Genomic DNA, 19,155 nt, shown 5'->3' with positions numbered 1-19,155 from the left:
GACTTCCCATGACTGAGAACTACACCGCACTCTATGACGAGCACAAAAAGGCCGGCGCCTCCTTCACCGACTTCGGTGGCTGGCAGATGCCGCTCAAATACACCTCTGAGCTGGCCGAGCACCACGCCGTCCGCAAGTCCGCCGGCCTCTTCGACCTTTCCCACATGGGTGAAGTCTGGGTGACCGGGCCGGACGCCGGAGCGTTCCTGGACTACGCACTGGCCGGAAAACTGTCTTCGATTGCCGTCGGCAAGGCCAAGTACTCGCTGATCTGCAACGAGGACGGCGGCATCATCGACGACCTGATTTCGTACCGCCGGAGCGATGAAAAGTATCTTGTGGTGCCGAACGCGGGCAACGCCGTCACGGTCGCCGCAGCTTTGGCCGAGCGGGCAGCAGGATTCGACGTCGTCGTGGACGATGTCTCCGCCGAGACCTCCCTGATCGCTGTCCAGGGACCCAACGCCGAGGCCATCCTGTTGGGCCTGGTCCCGGCCGGGCAGCACGAGCTGGTCACCGGCCTTAAGTACTACGCTGCGGTGGAGGTGGAAATCAATGGCCAGACCCTGCTGTTGGCCCGCACCGGCTACACCGGCGAAGACGGCTTCGAGATCTACGTGCCCAATGCCGATGCCCCCGGTTTGTGGGAAGCGCTGCTGGACCTGGGCGCTGCGCACGGGCTCATCCCGGCCGGCCTGGCCTGCCGCGACTCGCTCCGCCTCGAAGCAGGCATGCCGCTGTACGGCAACGAACTGTCGCTCGAAGGCGACCCGTTCGCTGCCGGCCTGGGTCCCGTCGTCGCACTCTCCAAGGAAGGCGACTTCGTCGGAAAGGCCGCTCTGGCCGCCAAAAAGGAAGCCGGAGCCGGTTCCACCTCGGGCCGCAAGCTCGTTGGCCTCAAGGGCTTGGGCCGCCGCGCCGCCCGCGGCCACTACCCCGTACTCAAGGACGGCAACGTCGTCGGCGAAGTGACCTCCGGCCAGCCCAGCCCCACCTTGGGCTACCCGGTCGCTATGGCCTATGTCGACGTCGCCCTCTCCGAAATCGGCACCGTCCTGGAGGTAGACCTCCGCGGCAAAGCGGAAGCTTTCGAAGTGGTGGCCCTCCCGTTCTACAAGCGCGCCAAGTAGCTGTTAGGCCAATCGGGGCATGCGCTCAGCAGCCCTGTACGCAACCACACGATTTCGAACGTAAAAGGAAAAGATCACATGAGCAAAGTTGTTTCTGAACTGAAGTACTCCGCTGAGCACGAATGGGTTGCTGCTGACGGATCCGGACCGGCGACCATCGGTATTTCGGCTGTTGCCACTGATGCCCTCGGTGACATTGTTTACGTGGACCTTCCCGAGGTTGGCTCCGCTGTCACCGCCGGGGAGACCTGCGGCGAGGTGGAGTCCACCAAGTCGGTCTCTGACCTGTACTCCCCGGTGACGGGCGAGATCACAGAAATCAACGACGCTGTTGTTTCCGATCCGGCGGTCATCAACAACGACCCGTACGGTGCAGGATGGCTCTTCAAGGTTGCCGTCGAGTCCGAGGGCCCACTGCTCTCGGCCGAGGAATACGCGTCCAAGAACGGCGGCGAGCTGTGAGCGCCGCCCGTGCCGCAGGCATAGAGACAATGGCCTTCCAGCAGGTCGTCTCCCCCAGCCTCAACGCTGAGCTTAGCGAGCTGGATCCGGAGATCGCGGCGAAGATCGACGCCGAACTCACCCGCCAGCGCGACGGCCTGGAGATGATCGCGTCCGAGAACCACACCGCTGCCGCCGTGATGCAGGCACAGGGTTCGGTGCTGACGAACAAGTATGCCGAGGGTTACCCGGGCAAGCGCTACTACGGCGGCTGCGAGCACGTGGACGTCGTCGAGCAGCTTGCAATCGACCGGGTGAAGGCCCTGTTCGGTGCCCAATTCGCCAACGTCCAGCCGCACTCGGGCGCCCAGGCCAATGCCTCGGTGATGCATGCGCTGATCAAGCCGGGGGACACCATCATGGGCCTGAACCTGGCCCACGGGGGGCACCTGACGCACGGCATGCGGATCAACTTCTCCGGCCGCCTCTACAACGTGATCCCGTACCAGGTCCGCGAGGAGGACCACCGGATCGACATGGCCGAGGTGGAGCGCCTGGCCCAGGAGCACAAGCCGCAGCTGATCGTTGCCGGCTGGTCCGCCTACGCCCGCCAGCTCGACTTCGCCGAGTTCCGCCGCATCGCCGAATCGGTCGGTGCGTACCTGATGGTGGACATGGCGCACTTCGCCGGTCTGGTTGCTGCGGGGCTGCACCCGTCCCCCGTGCCGCACGCGCACGTCACCACCTCCACCACGCACAAGACCCTTGCCGGTCCGCGCGGCGGGATCATCCTGACCAACGACGCCGACATCGCCAAGAAGATCAACTCGGCCGTGTTCCCCGGCCAGCAGGGCGGACCGCTGGAGCATGTCATCGCCGGCAAAGCCGTGGCATTCAAGATCGCGGCCTCGGCAGAGTTCAAGGAGCGCCAGGAGCGCGTGCTCGCCGGCGCCCGGATCCTGGCCGAACGCCTGGTCCAGCCGGACGTCACCGCCAAGGGCATCTCCGTGGTCTCCGGCGGAACCGACGTGCACCTCGTCCTCGTGGACCTCCGCCACTGTGAGCTCGACGGCCAGCAGGCCGAGGACCGCCTCGCCTCGATCGACATCACGGTCAACCGCAACGCCGTGCCGTTTGATCCGCGCCCGCCGATGGTCACCTCCGGGCTCCGCATCGGCACCCCGGCGCTCGCCACTCGCGGCTTCGGCGAAGCCGCGTTCGCAGAGGTCGCGGACATCATCGCCGAGGCTTTGACCGCCGACGCCGGTGCCGACCTTTCGGGCCTGCGCGCCCGCGTCGAGGCTCTCGCCGCCGCGCACCCGCTCTACCCGGGCATGACCAACCTCGGCTAACTGCCTCTTTTGGCCCGTTGGGGCCGCGTACGTCACCATGGTGCGGCCCCCGGAGGGGGCCGCACCGCCCCAAACCCGACCACAACAATCATCTAGTTAGGAACCAAGCGCATGGCTGTTGGTGTCTTTGACCTTTTCTCAATCGGGATTGGCCCGTCGAGTTCGCATACTGTGGGGCCGATGCGGGCTGCTGCGGTGTTCGCGGAGGAGCTGAGGGCTTCGGGCGTGCTGGAGCGGGTGGCGTCGTTGCGGGTGGATCTGTATGGGTCGTTGGCCGCGACGGGGCACGGGCACGGGACGATGACGGCGATCCTGTTGGGGTTGGAGGGCTTTCATCCTGAGCTGATCCTGCCGGAGGAGGTGGAGTCCCGGCTGGCGTCGATCGCGGAGACCGGGACGCTGCGCCTGGCGGGCGCGGGTGACGGGGGCGGGGTGCCGTTGCCGTATGGGGTGGAGGATATGGTGCTGCGGCCGCTGACGGTGCTGCCCCGGCACACGAACGGGATGACGTTTACCGTCTCCGACGCGGCCGGGGACGAAATCCATAAGGCGACGTTCTTCTCCGTCGGTGGCGGGTTCATTGTCCGGGAGGGTGAGGAGGACGCGGCGCAGCAGGAGCTGGAGGAGTCCAAGAAGGAGCTGCCGCTGCCGTTCCGGACCGCGGTGGAGCTGCTGGAGCACTGCCGGGCCCTGGGGCTCTCGATCAGCGAGATCATGTTTCTCAATGAGCGTGCCTCCCGGTCCGAGGAGGAGATCCGGGCGGGGCTGCTGCACATTTACGCGGTGATGGAGGCCTGTGTGCAGGCCAGCCTGCAGCGGGAGGGGCTGCTGCCGGGCGGGCTGAAGGTCCGCCGCCGGGCTCCGGACTGGCATGAGCGGCTGCTGAAGGAGGACAAGGGCCGGGACCCGATGTACTGGCAGGAGTGGGTGAACCTGGTCGCGTTGGCGGTGAACGAGGAGAACGCCTCGGGCGGGCGGGTGGTGACGGCCCCGACGAACGGGGCGGCCGGGATCATTCCTGCGGTGCTGTACTACGCGCTGCATTATGCCCCGGGCATGGACCGGGCCAGCCAGGCCGACCGGGATGATGTGGTGGTGCGGTTCCTGCTCGCGGCCGGCGCGGTCGGGGTGCTGTACAAGGAGCAGGCGTCCATTTCGGGTGCGGAGGTCGGGTGCCAGGGCGAGGTCGGGTCGGCGTCGTCGATGGCCGCCGCGGGCCTGGCCGAGGTGATGGGCGGGTCCCCGGCGCAGGTGGAGAACGCCGCGGAGATCGCGATGGAGCACAACCTGGGCCTGACCTGTGACCCGATCGGGGGCCTGGTGCAGGTGCCCTGCATCGAGCGGAACGCGATCGCCGCGGCGAAGGCCATCAACGCCGCGAAAATGGCGCTCTGGGGTGACGGCACCCACCGCGTCTCCCTGGACGAGGTCATCATCACCATGCGCGAGACCGGCAAGGACATGAGCTCCAAATACAAGGAAACCGCCATGGGCGGCCTCGCCGTCAACGTCGTCGCGTGCTAGCCGAAGCCCGCCGCCCCCTGCGGCTGTTGCCGTGCCTAAACAAGAAAAAGCATTTCACCCTCGAAGGAGTTCTCCTGTGACACTGGCACCAGAAGGCCGGAAGATGCTGCGTATCGAGCAGCGCAATGCGGCCACCCCGGTGGAGCGCAAGCCGGAATGGATCAAGGCCAAGGTCCAGATGGGCCCGGAGTTCGTCCAGCTCAAGAACCTGGTGAAGAAGGAAGGCCTGCACACCGTCTGCGAGGAAGCCGGCTGCCCGAACATCTTCGAGTGCTGGGAAGACAAGGAAGCCACCTTCCTGATCGGCGGCTCCGAATGCACCCGGCGCTGTGACTTCTGCCAGATCGACACCGGCAAGCCCTCCCCGGTGGACGTGTTCGAACCGACCAAGGTGGCCCGCTCCGTGCAGGCGATGCAGCTGCGCTACGCTACCGTCACCGGCGTGGCCCGCGACGACCTCGCCGACGAGGGCGTCTGGCTCTACGCCGAAACGGTCCGCAAGATCCACGAGCTGAACCCGGGCACCGGCGTCGAACTGCTGATCCCGGACTTCTCCGGCAAGCCCGAGCACATTGCCGCGATCTGCGACTCCGCACCCGAGGTGTTCGCCCACAACGTCGAGACCGTGCCGCGGATCTTCAAGCGCATCCGCCCCGCGTTCCGCTACGAACGCTCCCTGGACGTCATCACCCAGGGACGGAACCTGGGCATGGTCACCAAGTCCAACCTGATCCTGGGCATGGGCGAAACCCGCGGGGAAATCTCCGAGGCCCTCCGGGACCTGCACGAGGCCGGCTGTGACCTGATCACCATCACCCAGTACCTGCGCCCCTCCGAACGGCACCTGCCGGTGGACCGCTGGGTCAAGCCGCAGGAATTCGTGGAACTGCAGCAGGAAGCGGACGAGATCGGCTTCCTCGGCGTCATGTCCGGCCCCCTGGTCCGCTCCTCCTACCGGGCCGGCCGGCTCTGGGCCACCGCGATGCGCAAGAAAGGCCGGGAAATCCCCGCCGAACTCGCCCACATCGAATCCTCCGGAACCACCCGCCAGGAAGCCAGCAGCCTGCTCGCGGGATAACTGGTACCTGCGGGAAGGAGTGCCGGGAGAAGGTGGCCCTAAGCAGAATTAGGGCACACGATTGGGTCTTTTTGATCGGCGCGGACCGGCATACCGTGGACGCAAGGCGCTGCCCGTCCGGGCGGCCGGGACCAGGAGGAATCTCCCATGACAACGCACGTCGCAGACTGCAGCGTAACGAACTGTTCCTTCAACGACCACACCAACTGCAACGCAGCCGCCATCACCGTCGGCGGCGACGAAAACCACGCCCACTGCGCCACCTTCATCGACACCGGCTCCCACGGCGGACTCCCCAAGGTCCTCGCAGACGTTGGAGCCTGCCAGCGCACCGAGTGCGTCCACAACGACCACCTCATGTGCGGAGCCCCCGAAGTACACGTAGGCCCAGGCCGCGACAACGCCGACTGCCTCACCTACGCCCACCGGTAACCGCCGTCCTGACAGGGCTGGCCGCCTATTGCGGCCGGCCCTGTTTGCTTCCCCGCACAACAACTGAATTTAACGCTGTACTTCCTGACGACTGGGACGAAGGAGTCCGCCATGAACCCGTTGCTCGCGTTAGTGGATGCCATTGAACGGTTCGACCGCTTCGACGGGGTCGCATCCTCCGTTTCGAAGGCCGTGGGATGGGCGGTACAGCCGCAATTCGTCCGCAACCTGTTGAGCGGCACGCCCATCGGCCATCCCCTGCATCCGATCATGACTGACTTGCCTATTGGAGCCTGGAGCATGTCGACCGTGCTGGACACCATAGGCGGGAAGGCTTCCGAGCCGGCTGCCGACCTCCTGGTGGCGGTGGGAATTGCGACTGCCATTCCGACAGCCGCCTCCGGGCTCAATGACTGGTCAGACACGACGGGGAAAGCGCGGCGGGTGGGCACGGTTCATGCGGTCGCGAACAGCACGGCGCTGTGCCTCTTTACGTCCTCGGCAGTTGCACGGGCCACGGGCAGCCGCTCTGTGGGGAAAGCCTTGGGGCTGGCGGGTTTCGGCATCCTCATGTTTGGCGGTTTCCTGGGCGGCCATCTCAGTTACAGCAACGCGGTCAACATCAACAAAACGGCCGGCAGGATCGGGCCGAAGGAGTGGACGCCTGTCCTGGCTGAGTCCGAACTCGCCGACGGCGAGCACCGGAAGGTAAGCGCCGGCAAGGTCACCGTCCTGGTGTACCGGACAGGCTCCAGCATCCTGGCATTGGACAGTGTCTGCAGCCACATGGGCGGCCCTCTGGAAGAGGGAAAGATCGACGGCGGCTGCGTCATCTGTCCCTGGCACGGCAGCACGTTCCGGCTCGAGGACGGCGGCATAGTCCGGGGCCCCGCAAGCAATCGGCAGCCAAGCTACGAAGCACGGGTGAATGACGGCCAGATCGAAGTCCGCCGGCGCCGGGCAGCCAGCTGAGTCCCGTAGAGCTGAGCCCTGCCAGGGTATGTCCGCTGCACCCTTTTGCACGCAGTACTAAGCCTGCTTATGATGTAGATCCGGCGGTATGCAGAATCCGTCCATGAATCGTCCCCGATCAGGAAAGGCGCGGCCGTAAAGGCTTTGCGGTTCCTGGGGCGAAAACGCTGGAGTGCATATGTCCGAGAATCAGCCGCACATCTATGACGTGGTCGTTGTCGGCGGCGGAGCAGCAGGGTTGAGTGCAGCTGTCACTCTCGCCACCGCACGTCGCTCAGTGCTGGTCGTCGACGCCGGAAGTCCCCGCAACGCTGCGTCGTCCGCAGTTCATGGATTCCTCTCCCGCGAGGGAACGTCACCGCTGGAATTGCTTGCCGAAGGTCGGGAGGAACTCCGGGCTCGCGGCGGGGGGCTTGCAGAAGGCACGGCGGTCGCGGCGAGCGGCCATGCGGGCGCATTCACGGTGCATCTGCAGGATGGGCGGGCGCTTAGCGCACGCCGGCTACTGATCGCTTCCGGCTTCGGCGACGAGCTGCCGGACGTTGCCGGGATCAAGGAGCGGTGGGGCCGGGACGTGGTGCATTGCCCGTACTGCCATGGCTGGGAACTTCGCGATCGGGCCGTAGGCGTTTTGGCCACAGAACCGGAAGCAGTGCAGGAGGCGCTGTTGTTTCGGCAGTGGAGTCAGAACATCACTCTTTTCCAGCACACCATGCCTGAGCCAAGCGCTTTGGAGCGCGAACAGCTCGCTGCCCGGTCCATAAGGATCGTTGAGGGCGGGGTGAAAGGCCTTCGCATCATGGGGGACGCGCTCACCGGCGTCACTTTGGATTCGGGGCGCGTGATCCCTTGCGAGGCCTTGGTGGTCAGCCCGAAGCCAGTCACAGACTCTCCCCTGCTGCAGTCCCTCGGCCTGCAGCAGGAGGACGGCCCCTCCAACCAGTACCTGAAAACGGACGAAAGCGGCGGAACGGCCGTAGCCGGAGTATGGGCGGCGGGCAACATCACGGACCCAGAGGCGCAGGTAATCACAGCTGCCGCTTCAGGGGTCAAAGCGGCCAGCGCCGTAAACGCAGACCTGGTCTCCGACGACACTCGGCAGGCCGTCATGGCGCTAAACGGTGCACTGTCTTCCCATCGAGGCTTGTCAGACCATCCGGTTATGGACGAAAACCGCAGCGCCGGACCTGCGTCCCGCCTTTAGGTACTCCCCTCCATTGCTCGCTCCTCCCCACCATTGGCTGTTCCAGCGGCTGCCCATTCCAGCCGCACAGGGTCTCTGCCGCGCCTTCTGATCGCACCGTCACGGCCACCTCCACAGACGCGCAACAAAGCCCCGGCTACTACCCAACGCTGCCCACCAGGGCCTCCAGCACCCCTTGACGGAAATACCCCCTGGGGGTATATTTTTGGTGTTGTCAGTGAAGTGGTATGTCCAGGGGACCTGTCCCCGTCACAGCCGTTCAACCCCAGCGCACCTACCCGTTTACGTGGAATGGAACTGACATGCGTGACTCACAGAAGCGATTTGATCTGCCGATGGCCACATCTTCCGGTGGACGCATCCACGGGGAACACGGCCACGGCGAACACGCGGCCGGATTGTCCGACACAGCGGAGACCACACAGGCACCGGCACTGGTTCAGGGTCACGGTGCGCATGCCGGTCATGACGTGGATGACGACCACGTTGTGCACAAGCACGGCCAACAGGCCGGGCACAGCACGGCCATGTTCAAGGACAGGTTCTGGCTAACGCTGGCCCTGTCGGTGCCCGTCGTCTACTTCAGCCCCATGTTCGGGCATCTGCTTGGCTACGCCCCGCCTCAGTTTCCGGGGTCATCATGGATTCCGCCCGTCTTCGGCACGGTGATCTTCCTATACGGGGGCCAGCCGTTCCTCCAGGGCGGCCTGAATGAACTTAAGGCGCGGCGCCCCGGCATGATGCTGCTGATCGGCATGGCCATCACGGTCGCGTTCATCGCGTCCTGGGTGACCAGTCTGGGCATCGGCGGCTTCGACCTGGACTTCTGGTGGGAACTCGCCCTGCTCGTGGCCATCATGCTCCTGGGCCACTGGCTGGAAATGCGGGCCCTCGGCTCCGCGCAGGGTGCCCTTGATGCCCTCGCCGCGCTGCTGCCGGACGAGGCCGAGCGGATTACCGGCTCCGGCACCGAAACGGTCAGCGTCTCCGAGCTTCGGGCCGGGGACGTGGTGCTGGTCCGCTCCGGGGCGCGGATGCCGGCGGACGGCACCGTAACCGAGGGTCAGGCCGAGTTTGACGAGTCCATGATCACCGGGGAATCCAAGACGGTGCTCCGTTCCGACGGTGACCCGGTTATCGCGGGTACGGTGGCAACGGACAATACGGTTCGGGTCCGGATCACCGCCGTCGGGGATGACACCGCGCTGGCGGGCATCCAGCGTCTGGTTGCAGAGGCCCAGGCCTCGTCCTCAAGAGCACAGGCCCTTGCAGACCGGGCCGCTGCGTTCCTCTTCTACTTCGCCGCGGGGGTGGGCGTCCTGACGTTTATCGCCTGGACCCTCTTGGGCAGTGTCCCCGAGGCCGTGACCCGCACCGTCACCGTCCTGGTCATCGCCTGCCCGCACGCCCTCGGCCTGGCCATCCCGCTCGTTATCGCGATCTCAACTGAGCGCGCAGCCCGCGCCGGCGTACTGATCAAGAACCGGATGGCGCTGGAGCGCATGCGCACCGTCGACGTCGTGCTGTTCGACAAAACTGGCACCCTCACCAAGGGTGAACCGGAACTGAAGGACGCCGCCGCCGTCGACGGCATGAGCCGCGAGGAGTTGCTCGCCCTCGCCGCTGCCGTCGAATCGGACAGCGAACATCCTGTTGCGCGAGCCATCGTCCGCGCCGCCAAGGCGCAGGACCTGCATATCCCTCACGCATCGGACTTCACCTCGATGACCGGCAGGGGCGTCCGCGCAAGGGTTGACGGCCGGACCCTGCAGGTCGGCGGACCGGCACTGCTGCGGGAGCTGGCCATCAGCGAGCCTCCTGCGCTGGCGGGGACCACAAAGGCTTGGCGGGAACGCGGCGCGGCGGTGCTCCACGTCCTGGCCGACGGTCAGGTGCTCGGCGCCGTCAGCCTCGAAGATGCCATCCGGCCGGAATCCCGCCAGGCCGTGGCGGCCCTGCAGCACCGCGGCATCAAGGTCGCCATGGTCACCGGCGACGCCCGGCAGGTGGCCCAGGCGGTCGCGGACGAACTGAACATCGACGAGGTCTTCGCCGAAGTCCTGCCCGCGGACAAGGACAAGAAAGTGACCGAGCTGCAGCACCGCGGCCTCAAAGTGGCCATGGTCGGCGACGGCGTCAACGACTCCCCCGCCCTGGCCCGGGCAGAGGTGGGCATCGCCATTGGTGCGGGGACCGACGTCGCGATGGAGTCGGCCGGAGTGGTGCTGGCGGGCAATGATCCGCGGGCTGTGCTCTCCATGGTGGACCTGTCCCGGGCCAGCTACCGGAAGATGTGGCAGAACCTGATCTGGGCCACGGGCTACAACGTCCTCGCCGTCCCGCTGGCCGCCGGCGTCCTGGCCTTCGCCGGCGTCGTGCTCTCACCGGCGGCGGGCGCGGTGCTGATGTCCGCCTCCACGATCGTCGTCGCCCTCAACGCCCAGCTGCTGCGGCGGCTGAAGCTGAACCCGGCACAGGCTCACTGAGCCGCAGACACACAGGTACCGGTCCCGGGAGGGGCCCGGAGGAGCACAAGAACCTCCGGGCCCCTCCGGTACGATTAACGCTGGTGGTCGGGAGTCTTCCGGCGCCCCACATCGCTCGTGCAGCGCTGCGCCCCCTCATTCTTCAAATTGCGAAGGCGCAGTCGCGCGCCTTCCTGACCATGAACGGAGCCAGCAATGGCCGTCAAAACCGCCGCGGACGCCCCTGCCTACACTCCCGAACAACTGCAGTCCGTGCGGGGCACCTTGATGTCACCGCGCCGGTTGAAGACTGAGGTCCTGGCAGGGTTGGTGGTCGCGCTGGCCCTGATCCCGGAGGCCATCGCCTTTTCCATCATCGCCGGTGTGGACCCTCGGCTTGGCCTGTTCGCCTCCTTCACGATGGCCGTCACCATCGCCTTCGTCGGCGGCCGCCCTGCCATGATTTCCGCGGCCACCGGCGCCGTCGCCCTCGTCATCGCCCCGCTGGTGAAGTCACACGGCGTCGACTATCTCATCGCCGCGGTCATCCTGGCCGGGATTTTCCAGATCATCCTTGGTGTCTCCGGGGTCGCGAAACTGATGCGGTTCATCCCGCGCTCCGTCATGGTGGGCTTCGTCAACGCCCTGGCCATCCTGATCTTCATGTCCCAGGTCCCCGAACTGATTAACGTCCCGTGGCTGGTCTACCCGCTGGTGGGCCTGGCCCTCGTGATCGTGTTCGGCCTGCCCAAGCTGACGAATGCTGTACCGGCGCCGCTGGTCGCCATCGTCGCCCTGACCCTGCTCACGGTGTTCGCCGCCATCGCGGTCCCCACGGTCGGCGACAAGGGTGACCTGCCGGAGTCACTGCCATCGCTGTTTATGCCGAACGTCCCGTTCACTCTCGAGACCCTGCAGGTGCTCTTCCCGTTCGCGCTAGCCATGGCCTTCGTCGGACTCCTGGAGTCCCTGATGACCGCCAAGCTTGTCGACGACGTCACCGACACCCGCTCGCACAAGTCCCGGGAAGCCTGGGGCCAGGGCGTGGCCAACATCGTTACCGGCTTCACCGGCGGCATGGGCGGCTGCGCGATGATCGGCCAGACCATGATCAACGTCAAAGCCTCCGGCGCCCGCACCCGGATCTCCACCTTCCTCGCCGGCGTCTTCCTCCTCATCCTCGTCGTCGCCCTCGGCGACCTCGTATCGGTGATCCCCATGGCGGCACTGGTCGCCGTGATGATCTTCGTTTCCTGGGCCACCTTCGACTGGCACAGCATCCACCCCCGGACACTGAAGATGATGCCCAAAAGCGAAACCATCGTCATGGCCGCCACTGTGACCGTCACCGTCGCCACCCACAACCTGGCCATCGGCGTCGGCGTCGGCGTCCTGGTCGCCATGGACCTCTTCGCCCGGCGCGTGGCACACTTCGTCACCGTCAAGCGCACCGTCAAGGTACTCAACGGGCAGGAAACGGCCATCTACGTGGTGGACGGCGAACTCTTCTTCGCCTCGTCCAACGACCTCTACACCCAGTTCGACTATGCGCTGGACCCGGAGCACGTCATCATCGACATGCACGCCTCCCACCTCTGGGACGCCTCCACGATCGCCGTTCTGGATGCGATCACCGAGAAGTACCACCACCACGGCAAGAACGTGAAAATAATCGGACTTAACGAGGCCAGCCTCCAGATGCGCGAACGCCTCGCCGGCAAGCTCAGCGGGCACTGACAGACCGCCTGCAGAAGCAGCGGGAGGAATCTCCCCGCGCACCCCAACCGGCAAAAGCGTACAGTGGAACAAGACGCCTGATTTTGGACGCCTTGCTGCAGAGGGAGAGATCGTGACGATTGACTGGGACGAAAAAAAGGCCCTGCTACAGGAACCGAACATCGCTGCAGTAACGCAGCTGTGCGACGAACTCATGGAAAAGAAGCCGGGATCCGTCGTTCCCTACATCGACCCGATCCACGACGAGGACGAGTGCCGGATTGTGAGCCTGCACGTCAGCCCAGGGAAGGGCACCGAGTCGGGGTTCGTGTCCCACTTCAATGACGACGAAGCCGCGCGCCGGGCCACGCAGATTTATGAGCTTGCGGAGCTCGACCCCCGCTACGTCATGCCGTGGAACGCCTACCCCTGGGTGCGCGACCCGGACATGCCGTCCGCGCTGAGCGTTCAGGAAAAAACCGACGGGCTGCGCCCCTTCCGTCAGTTCCTGAAAATCAACAAGCGGGTCTCGGCCATCATCGCCCACGGCACGGATGCCTCCACCTTCCTGACCCTCTTCGAGAAGACGTACCACTCCTCGCTGAAGAACAGCGGCATCAAAATTTATAAGGCCAGCGCGCTCGGCGGGCGGGCCTTTGCTGTTTCCGAGGCCAAGCAGGAAGAGCTCCTCACCAAGAGCGTGGATATCTACAAAGACGCCATGCAGCGGGCCGGCATCCAGCACCTTTAATCCACCTGAAGAGGACGACGGCGGGGCCGCCTGCGTGGGCAGCCCTCCGCACGGCGTGGTTCACATGCGTGGGCGGCTCAACCGTGTGGGCGGCTTACCCCTCCAGCAGCCTCCGCCGGTGCCTGAGCTCCTTGACCCACGCCCTGGTGACCATGTCCGGGAAGGGCGAGCCGCCGTCGTCGTTTGTTGGTGCGAACGCCGTGCCGGCCTCCAGGTCCGCGAGCAGCGGTCCGGCCGCTTTCAGCGCGAGCTCCACCGCCTGGGCCGCCGTGCGTTCGGGCAGCCCCAGGCCGGCGGCCCAGCCCAGGAAATGCTTCCGGGAGATGCCGCTGCGCTTGCCGCCGAGTGTCAGGGCGAGCGTCTTGTCCCCGTAAACCACTGTGGAGGGGATGTCATACACCGGCGCGACAGACCATTCGCCGTGCGGCTGCTGCACCATGGACACGTTCTTCGCGTGCAGGTCGCCGTTGCCGCTCAGCCATGCGAAGGCCACCTGAATGGCCAGGTTCCGCAGCGCAGGGAGCGGAGCGGCGCAGTACTCTGCCAGCGCACGGCAGACGGTTCCGAACCCCACGTTGTACTTGTCGGCCGGGTACAGCTTCAGCACTTGGGCCCCGTCCTCGACGGCGAGCCGGGCCACGCGGTCACCATCGCCTGCCGTGCCGTCCCCCAGCGGCACCCGGTCGAACCGCTCCACGAGCAGCCCCGGCCGGCCCGCGACGTCCCGCATCAGCTGCACGCGGCTCATCGGAATCCGCAGCTTGGCCGCATACCGGAACATGATGAACTCGTTCTCCACCACGTGAGGAAATTCCGGGGCATTGAGTTTGAGGATGAACCGCCGGCCGGCACTGGCCACGGGCATGGAGATCATCCCCGCGGACAGCTTGTCCTGTACGCCCGCGAGCGCCACCGGATCGATCAGGCCCGAGTCCCCCAGCAGCTCGTCGAAGTCCACGGGCTTGCGGGGGTCCACCTCGACGGCGTGCTCCTCCGGGTCCAGCAGTTCGCCGTGGCCCACAATCTGCACGTCCCCCACCGGGTTGCCGCCCGCGGCGATCAGCAGGGAAAGGTCATCATCGGCGCTGGTCTTGATGGACCGGCGCAGGGCGTTCAGCCGGCGCCCCTCCGGGAGCAGCCCGGTGAAGTACGGCGGGGCGGCTCCGGCCCCCGATAGCATCGGTTCCGGTGACAGCGGCAATGAACTGGCGACGGCGGGGCGGCCGCTCTGCAGGTACGCCGGCAGATAGCTGAACTTCGTGCCGCCGTCGTGCCGTTCCAGCCGCGCTGCCAGGACGCCCCGCTTGTAGATGTCGGCGACGCGGTGCCTCATGGCAGGTCATCCCCTGGGACGCCTTTACTGTCTTCCGCTGCGCCCCTTTGCTGGACAGCCGACGGCGGCTGGGGCACCAGCGCGTGGGGCACCAGCGCGTGGGCGGCTTCCCGGGACCGGGTGGCGAGCTTGAGCTCGAGGCCAAGCGTTTCCAGCACAGCCAGCAGCGAGTCGAGCTGGATGCTCGGCTTGCCCTGCTCCACGAACCGGACAAAGCGCTCCGAGACCCCGGCCATATCCGCCACGTCCTGCTGGTTTAGTTTCAGCGAGGTCCTGCGGGCGCGGACCTTCTCAGCTAGCTGCAGGGGAAACTCTTGAGCCATTTCCGCTCCTCTTGCCGGTACGATCGTGCCGTTCCCACCTTCAATCCCCATCGTACGCTTCCATGCAGGAAGCCAGGCAAAGAAGAACGGAACGTACGTACCGGTGCCGCTGTCTGTGGTTCGCCGAAAGACCTGAATCTCGCTGCCAACGAGGGTCCCCGGAGGTTCTGTCCGGCCGCTGGTCGGACCGCACCCCCCCAGCGGTGGGCGCCATCACATCAAAAGAGCGGCGCCGTATTCTTCTCTACCAGGGCAGGGTTCCCCAGCGATTCCCGCTTCTTCTTGAGGAACCCGGCCCGCTGATAACGCTGGGCCAAAATGAAACCGGCGGGCGTGCCTTGTTCGTAGGATTCAACAAAGACAGCCTCCTGCCGCCCGTCCTCCGTGGTCACAAAACCATCCCAGGCAACGGCCACCCGGTCAGGAACGGGCTCTTCGCGGACCGATTGCCGGGCTGCGGCGACGCTTTCTTGAAGCTGTCCGGCGAGGTAGCGCTGCAGATCCCGTTGATCGCCCTTCTCCCGAATAACAAAAGGTACGAGGTCCGCGCCCGATGAGACGACGGAACCGATGGCGTGATCAAGGGCCGTGAAGGCAAGCTGGACAAGTTCCTCTGAATATTCCTCCATGGCAGGAGGGTATCGGGCAGTGGTGGCAGCGCGTAGCTCCCGGCGGCTCATAAACCAAAAGTTCACCGTCCTGGCATTCGCCGGCAGAAGTTGACACACCCTGTGACCCGTGCCATATTTTTAACCGTGAACCTGTCAGACAGCCGGACAGCCGGACAGCAAGGAGCAACTCCTTCGCCGCTCGCCCGCCTCAGCGCCGCCGAGGCTGTCTTCAACGCCATCCGAGGCGCCATCGAATCCGGCAAGCTGGCAGTCGGCGACAAGCTCAACTCCGAGGCTGCCCTCGCACAGGAGTACGGGGTCAGCCGCTCCGTGATCCGCGAGGCTCTCCGCTCCTGCAACGCCCTGGGCCTGACCGTGACCCGCACCGGCCGCGGCACTTTCGTCGTCGCTGACCATGTGGCAAACGACCTCGTTCTTGGCCAATTCTCGGCGCGCGATCTAAATGAGGCACGCCCGCACATCGAGGTCCCGGCCGCCGGACTGGCGGCCGAACGCCGTACTGCCGAAGACCTGGACATCCTGCGCGCCATGGTGGCCTCGATGGTCGTCGAGACCGACCCCGAAGCCTGGGTGGTGCTCGATTCCGGCTTCCACGCGGCGATCGCGCGTGCCAGCGGCAACAAGGTCTTCGAGAGCGTCGTCGCTGACATCCGCGACGCCCTGACACACCAGTCCGAAACCCTGAACCTGGTCACGGAGGACCGCCAGCACGCCTCGAACGAGGAACACCAGCGCATCCTTGATGCCATCGAATCCGGCTCGGCCCCTGATGCCAGCACCGCCATGAGCGCCCACCTCCGCGCGGTCGCGGACGCCCTCGACTCCATTCTCAAGCAGTAAACGCCAGCAGCAACCCATCACCCAAGGACTCCATGCCCTCCCCCGCCATGCCCGCAAGCCCTCCGTTGACCGCGCCTGCCGGTGCCGTGCACGCCGAAAGCGAAGCCAGCGCTTCCGCCGCACGGCTCCCGCGGCACGAACCGCTTGCCGTTCAGACCCGTGACGGCCTCGTGGAAAGCATCCACTACGGATCGCTCATCGCCACGGCGCCGGACGGCGGTATCCTGTTTTCCGCCGGCGAGCCGCAGGCGGCGTTCTATCCGAGGTCCTCGCTCAAGCCGCTGCAGGCCGTGGCACTGGTCCGGGCCGGGCTGGACCTTCCGGCTGACCTGCTGGCCCTTACCGCTGCGAGCCATTCGGGCGCTGCGGAACACCGCGACGGCGCTGCCCGGATTCTTGAAATGCACGGGCTCACGGACACTGCGCTCGAGAACAGCACCGACCTGCCCTACGGCGTCCTGGAGCGCGAAGAATGGCTGCGCGCCGGCGGCCGGGCCACCCAGATCACCCAGAACTGCTCCGGCAAGCACGCCGCCATGGCCGCCACCTGCATCATCAACGGCTGGCCGGTGCAGGGCTACCTGGACCCGTCGCACCCCCTGCAGCAGCTAGTCGCGGAAACCGTGGCGGAGCTGACCGGCGAGGAGCCGGCCGGCATCAGTACCGACGGCTGCGGCACTCCGCTCTTCGCCCTGACGCTGGTAGGAATGGCCCGCGCCTTCGGCAGGCTCGCCGCGGCTGAGCCTCTGGAAGACAACATCAGCATCCACGACAGCCGCTCAGCCGCCCCGATGAGCCCGGAAGCCGCCGTCGCGCACGCCATGCGGCGCCACCCGGCGATGGTTGCCGGCGAAGGCCGCGATGTCACCGAGCTCATGCGCCGCATGCCCGGCCTGCTGGCGAAGGACGGCTTTGAGGGCGTCCAGGCCGTGGGACTGCCGGACGGCCGCGCCGTCGTTATTAAGATTTCCGACGGCGGCGACCGCGCGCGCATGCCGGTCACCGTCCGCGCCCTGGAAGCGCTCGACGTCGACACCGCGCCCCTCGCGGGCATCGCCACCGGCGCGGTCCTGGGCGGCGGCAAACCCGTGGGCCTTCTCCAGGCCGCTGATTTCCTTCCTTCTGTCCCTGTCAACGACGCCAACTAAGGACTGCACCACATGACCGAAACCCAAACCCTGCCGGACGCCCAATCCCTGTCCGGCATGCGCTCCGAGCATGACCTGCTCGGCGACCGCGACGTCCCTGTGGGCGCTTACTGGGGCGTGCACACGCTCCGCGCGGTGGAGAACTTCCCCATCACAGGACAGCCGCTCTCCACCAACGTGCACCTGGTCCGCGGCCTGGCCGCCGTGAAGATGGCCGCCGCCCGCACCAACCTGGAGCTCGGGCTGCTCGACGCCGAGCGCGCCGCCGCCATCGAACAGGCCTGCAAGGATGTTCTGGACGGCCAGCTCCATGAGCAGTTCGTCGTGGACGTCATCCAGGGCGGCGCCGGAACGTCGTCGAACATGAATGCCAACGAGGTCATCGCCAACCGTGCCCTGGAAATCCTGGGCCACCTCAAGGGCGATTACGCGCGGCTGCACCCCAACGACCACGTGAACCTCAGCCAGTCCACCAACGACGTCTACCCCACTGCGGTGAAACTCGGCACCATCTTCGCCGCGCGGGAACTCCTCAAGGCCCTGACTGAGCTGGAGGACGCCTTCGCCGATAAGGCGCTGGAGTTCCGCACGGTAGTGAAGATGGGGCGCACCCAGCTCCAGGACGCCGTCCCCATGACCCTGGGCCAGGAATTCGGCACCTATGCGGTGACTATCGGCGAGGACCGGCTGCGGCTGGCAGAGGCGGACCTGCTCATCCACGAGATCAACCTCGGCGCCACCGCCATTGGCACCGGCCTGAACGCCCCCGCCGGCTACGCCGAAACCGCCTGCCGGCACCTGGCCGAGATCACCGGGTTGCCGCTCGTGACCGCTTTCGACCTCATCGAAGCCACCCAGGACGTGGGCGCGTTCGTCCACCTCTCGGGCGTGCTCAAGCGCGTGGCCGTCAAACTCTCCAAGATCTGCAACGACCTCCGCCTGCTCTCCTCCGGACCCCGCGCCGGACTCGGCGAGATCAACCTTCCTGCCGTCCAGTCAGGATCGTCCATCATGCCCGGCAAGATCAACCCGGTGATCCCGGAAGTGGTCAGCCAGGTGGCCTACGAAGTCATCGGCAACGACGTCACCATCACCATGGCCGCCGAAGCCGGGCAGCTGCAGCTCAACGCCTTCGAGCCCATCATCGTGCACAGCCTGCACAAGAGCATTTCCCACCTCGAGGCCGCCTGCCGTACCCTCACTGCACGGTGCGTCCGGGGCATTACCGCCAACACCGAACGGCTCCGCCTCACGGTGGAACAGTCCATCGGCCTGGTCACCGCGCTGAACCCGCATCTGGGTTACGCCACCGCCACGGCCATCGCCCAGGAAGCCCTCGCCACCGGCCGGGGCGTCGCCGAGCTCGTCCTCGAGCACGGCCTCCTCACGGCCGAGCAGCTCCAGGAGCTCCTCAGCCCCGAGCGCCTGGCCAACCTCAGCAAATAGCAAGATTCCTTCCCCCAACAGGAAACCAAAGGATCCCCCATGTCCAATCCCCAACAGGGCGCCGCAACACAGTCGGCCATCACGGACCATACGGTCCCCGCCCAGGCGCATGCCACCGAGTCCCTTCTTCACGCGGAGGATAAGGGCTATCACAAGAGCCTGAAGCCGCGGCAGATCCAGATGATCGCGATTGGCGGTGCCATCGGTACCGGCCTGTTCCTGGGTGCCGGCGGCCGCCTGAACGCCGCGGGCCCCTCCCTCGTCATCGCCTATGCAGTGTGCGGGTTCTTCGCGTTCCTGATCCTGCGCGCCCTGGGCGAACTCGTCCTGCACCGTCCTTCCTCGGGCTCGTTCGTCTCCTACGCCCG

Annotated in this window: 17 protein-coding genes and 1 pseudogene; 15 read left to right on the top strand and 3 right to left on the bottom strand. The window is 66.1% G+C overall.

Annotation, left to right across the window (positions count from 1 at the left end; all coding sequences use genetic code 11):
- Window positions 1-8: 8 nt before the first annotated feature.
- From gcvT to ACIP9X_RS20695, 11 genes are all read left to right on the top strand, one after another.
- On the top strand, window positions 9-1,130 hold the full coding sequence (gene gcvT / locus ACIP9X_RS20745) for a glycine cleavage system aminomethyltransferase GcvT (protein WP_400481634.1): 1,122 nt from the start codon (window positions 9-11) through the stop codon (window positions 1,128-1,130).
- A 78-nt stretch (window positions 1,131-1,208) separates the two neighbouring features.
- Window positions 1,209-1,592 carry a glycine cleavage system protein GcvH gene (gene gcvH / locus ACIP9X_RS20740; RefSeq protein ID WP_400481633.1) on the top strand — a complete coding sequence of 128 codons (384 nt, stop codon included), beginning with the start codon at window positions 1,209-1,211 and terminating at the stop codon, window positions 1,590-1,592.
- Window positions 1,593-1,621: 29 nt separating this feature from the next.
- Window positions 1,622-2,923: a serine hydroxymethyltransferase gene (gene glyA / locus ACIP9X_RS20735; RefSeq protein ID WP_400481632.1), complete on the top strand. Its 1,302-nt coding sequence runs from the start codon at window positions 1,622-1,624 to the stop codon at window positions 2,921-2,923.
- Window positions 2,924-3,034: 111 nt separating this feature from the next.
- Window positions 3,035-4,447: an L-serine ammonia-lyase gene (locus tag ACIP9X_RS20730; protein ID WP_400481631.1), complete on the top strand. Its 1,413-nt coding sequence runs from the start codon at window positions 3,035-3,037 to the stop codon at window positions 4,445-4,447.
- A 76-nt stretch (window positions 4,448-4,523) separates the two neighbouring features.
- Window positions 4,524-5,525, top strand: a complete 1,002-nt coding sequence (gene lipA / locus ACIP9X_RS20725; protein WP_400481630.1) for a lipoyl synthase — start codon at window positions 4,524-4,526, stop codon at window positions 5,523-5,525.
- Between the two features lie 147 nt (window positions 5,526-5,672).
- Window positions 5,673-5,957: a DUF1540 domain-containing protein gene (locus ACIP9X_RS20720; RefSeq protein ID WP_400481629.1), complete on the top strand. Its 285-nt coding sequence runs from the start codon at window positions 5,673-5,675 to the stop codon at window positions 5,955-5,957.
- Between the two features lie 111 nt (window positions 5,958-6,068).
- Window positions 6,069-6,929 carry a Rieske 2Fe-2S domain-containing protein gene (locus tag ACIP9X_RS20715; RefSeq protein WP_400481628.1) on the top strand — a complete coding sequence of 287 codons (861 nt, stop codon included), beginning with the start codon at window positions 6,069-6,071 and terminating at the stop codon, window positions 6,927-6,929.
- Window positions 6,930-7,107: 178 nt separating this feature from the next.
- Window positions 7,108-8,133 carry an NAD(P)/FAD-dependent oxidoreductase gene (locus ACIP9X_RS20710; protein WP_400481627.1) on the top strand — a complete coding sequence of 342 codons (1,026 nt, stop codon included), beginning with the start codon at window positions 7,108-7,110 and terminating at the stop codon, window positions 8,131-8,133.
- A gap of 302 nt (window positions 8,134-8,435) precedes the next feature.
- Window positions 8,436-10,619 (top strand): heavy metal translocating P-type ATPase, encoded by a 2,184-nt coding sequence (locus ACIP9X_RS20705; protein ID WP_400481626.1) that lies wholly within the window; start codon window positions 8,436-8,438, stop codon window positions 10,617-10,619.
- Window positions 10,620-10,814: 195 nt separating this feature from the next.
- On the top strand, window positions 10,815-12,335 hold the full coding sequence (locus tag ACIP9X_RS20700) for a SulP family inorganic anion transporter (protein WP_400481625.1): 1,521 nt from the start codon (window positions 10,815-10,817) through the stop codon (window positions 12,333-12,335).
- 112 nt (window positions 12,336-12,447) lie between these two features.
- Entirely contained in the window at window positions 12,448-13,065 is a 618-nt protein-coding gene (locus ACIP9X_RS20695; RefSeq protein WP_400481624.1) for a uracil-DNA glycosylase, read from the top strand.
- Window positions 13,066-13,159: 94 nt separating this feature from the next.
- On the opposite strand, the gene ACIP9X_RS20690 is transcribed toward ACIP9X_RS20695, so the two are convergent.
- From ACIP9X_RS20690 to ACIP9X_RS20680, 3 genes are all read right to left on the bottom strand, one after another.
- Entirely contained in the window at window positions 13,160-14,398 is a 1,239-nt protein-coding gene (locus ACIP9X_RS20690) for a type II toxin-antitoxin system HipA family toxin (protein WP_400481623.1), read from the bottom strand.
- On the bottom strand, window positions 14,395-14,721 hold the full coding sequence (locus ACIP9X_RS20685; protein ID WP_400481622.1) for a helix-turn-helix transcriptional regulator: 327 nt from the start codon (window positions 14,719-14,721) through the stop codon (window positions 14,395-14,397). Before ACIP9X_RS20685 ends, ACIP9X_RS20690 begins: the two co-directional genes overlap by 4 nt.
- 218 nt (window positions 14,722-14,939) lie before the next feature.
- On the bottom strand, window positions 14,940-15,350 hold the full coding sequence (locus tag ACIP9X_RS20680; RefSeq protein ID WP_400481621.1) for a hypothetical protein: 411 nt from the start codon (window positions 15,348-15,350) through the stop codon (window positions 14,940-14,942).
- Between the two features lie 126 nt (window positions 15,351-15,476).
- On the opposite strand from ACIP9X_RS20680, the gene ACIP9X_RS20675 reads away from it, so the two are divergent.
- From ACIP9X_RS20675 to ACIP9X_RS20660, 4 genes and pseudogenes are all read left to right on the top strand, one after another.
- Window positions 15,477-16,193 (top strand): FadR/GntR family transcriptional regulator, encoded by a 717-nt coding sequence (locus ACIP9X_RS20675; RefSeq protein ID WP_400481620.1) that lies wholly within the window; start codon window positions 15,477-15,479, stop codon window positions 16,191-16,193.
- A gap of 32 nt (window positions 16,194-16,225) precedes the next feature.
- The gene (locus ACIP9X_RS20670; RefSeq protein WP_400481619.1) at window positions 16,226-17,341 is read left to right on the top strand and encodes an asparaginase; all 1,116 of its coding nucleotides are present in this window, start codon (window positions 16,226-16,228) and stop codon (window positions 17,339-17,341) included.
- Between the two features lie 12 nt (window positions 17,342-17,353).
- The gene (locus ACIP9X_RS20665) at window positions 17,354-18,787 is read left to right on the top strand and encodes an aspartate ammonia-lyase (RefSeq protein ID WP_400481618.1); all 1,434 of its coding nucleotides are present in this window, start codon (window positions 17,354-17,356) and stop codon (window positions 18,785-18,787) included.
- Window positions 18,788-18,826: 39 nt separating this feature from the next.
- A pseudogene (locus ACIP9X_RS20660) lies at window positions 18,827-19,155 on the top strand (L-asparagine permease); the annotation flags it as partial.

Origin of the sequence: Arthrobacter sp. NPDC093125 (genome assembly GCF_044754225.1) — a bacterium.
Taxonomy (GTDB): Bacteria; Actinomycetota; Actinomycetes; order Actinomycetales; family Micrococcaceae; genus Arthrobacter.
This window is presented reverse-complemented; position numbering and strand designations above follow the sequence as displayed.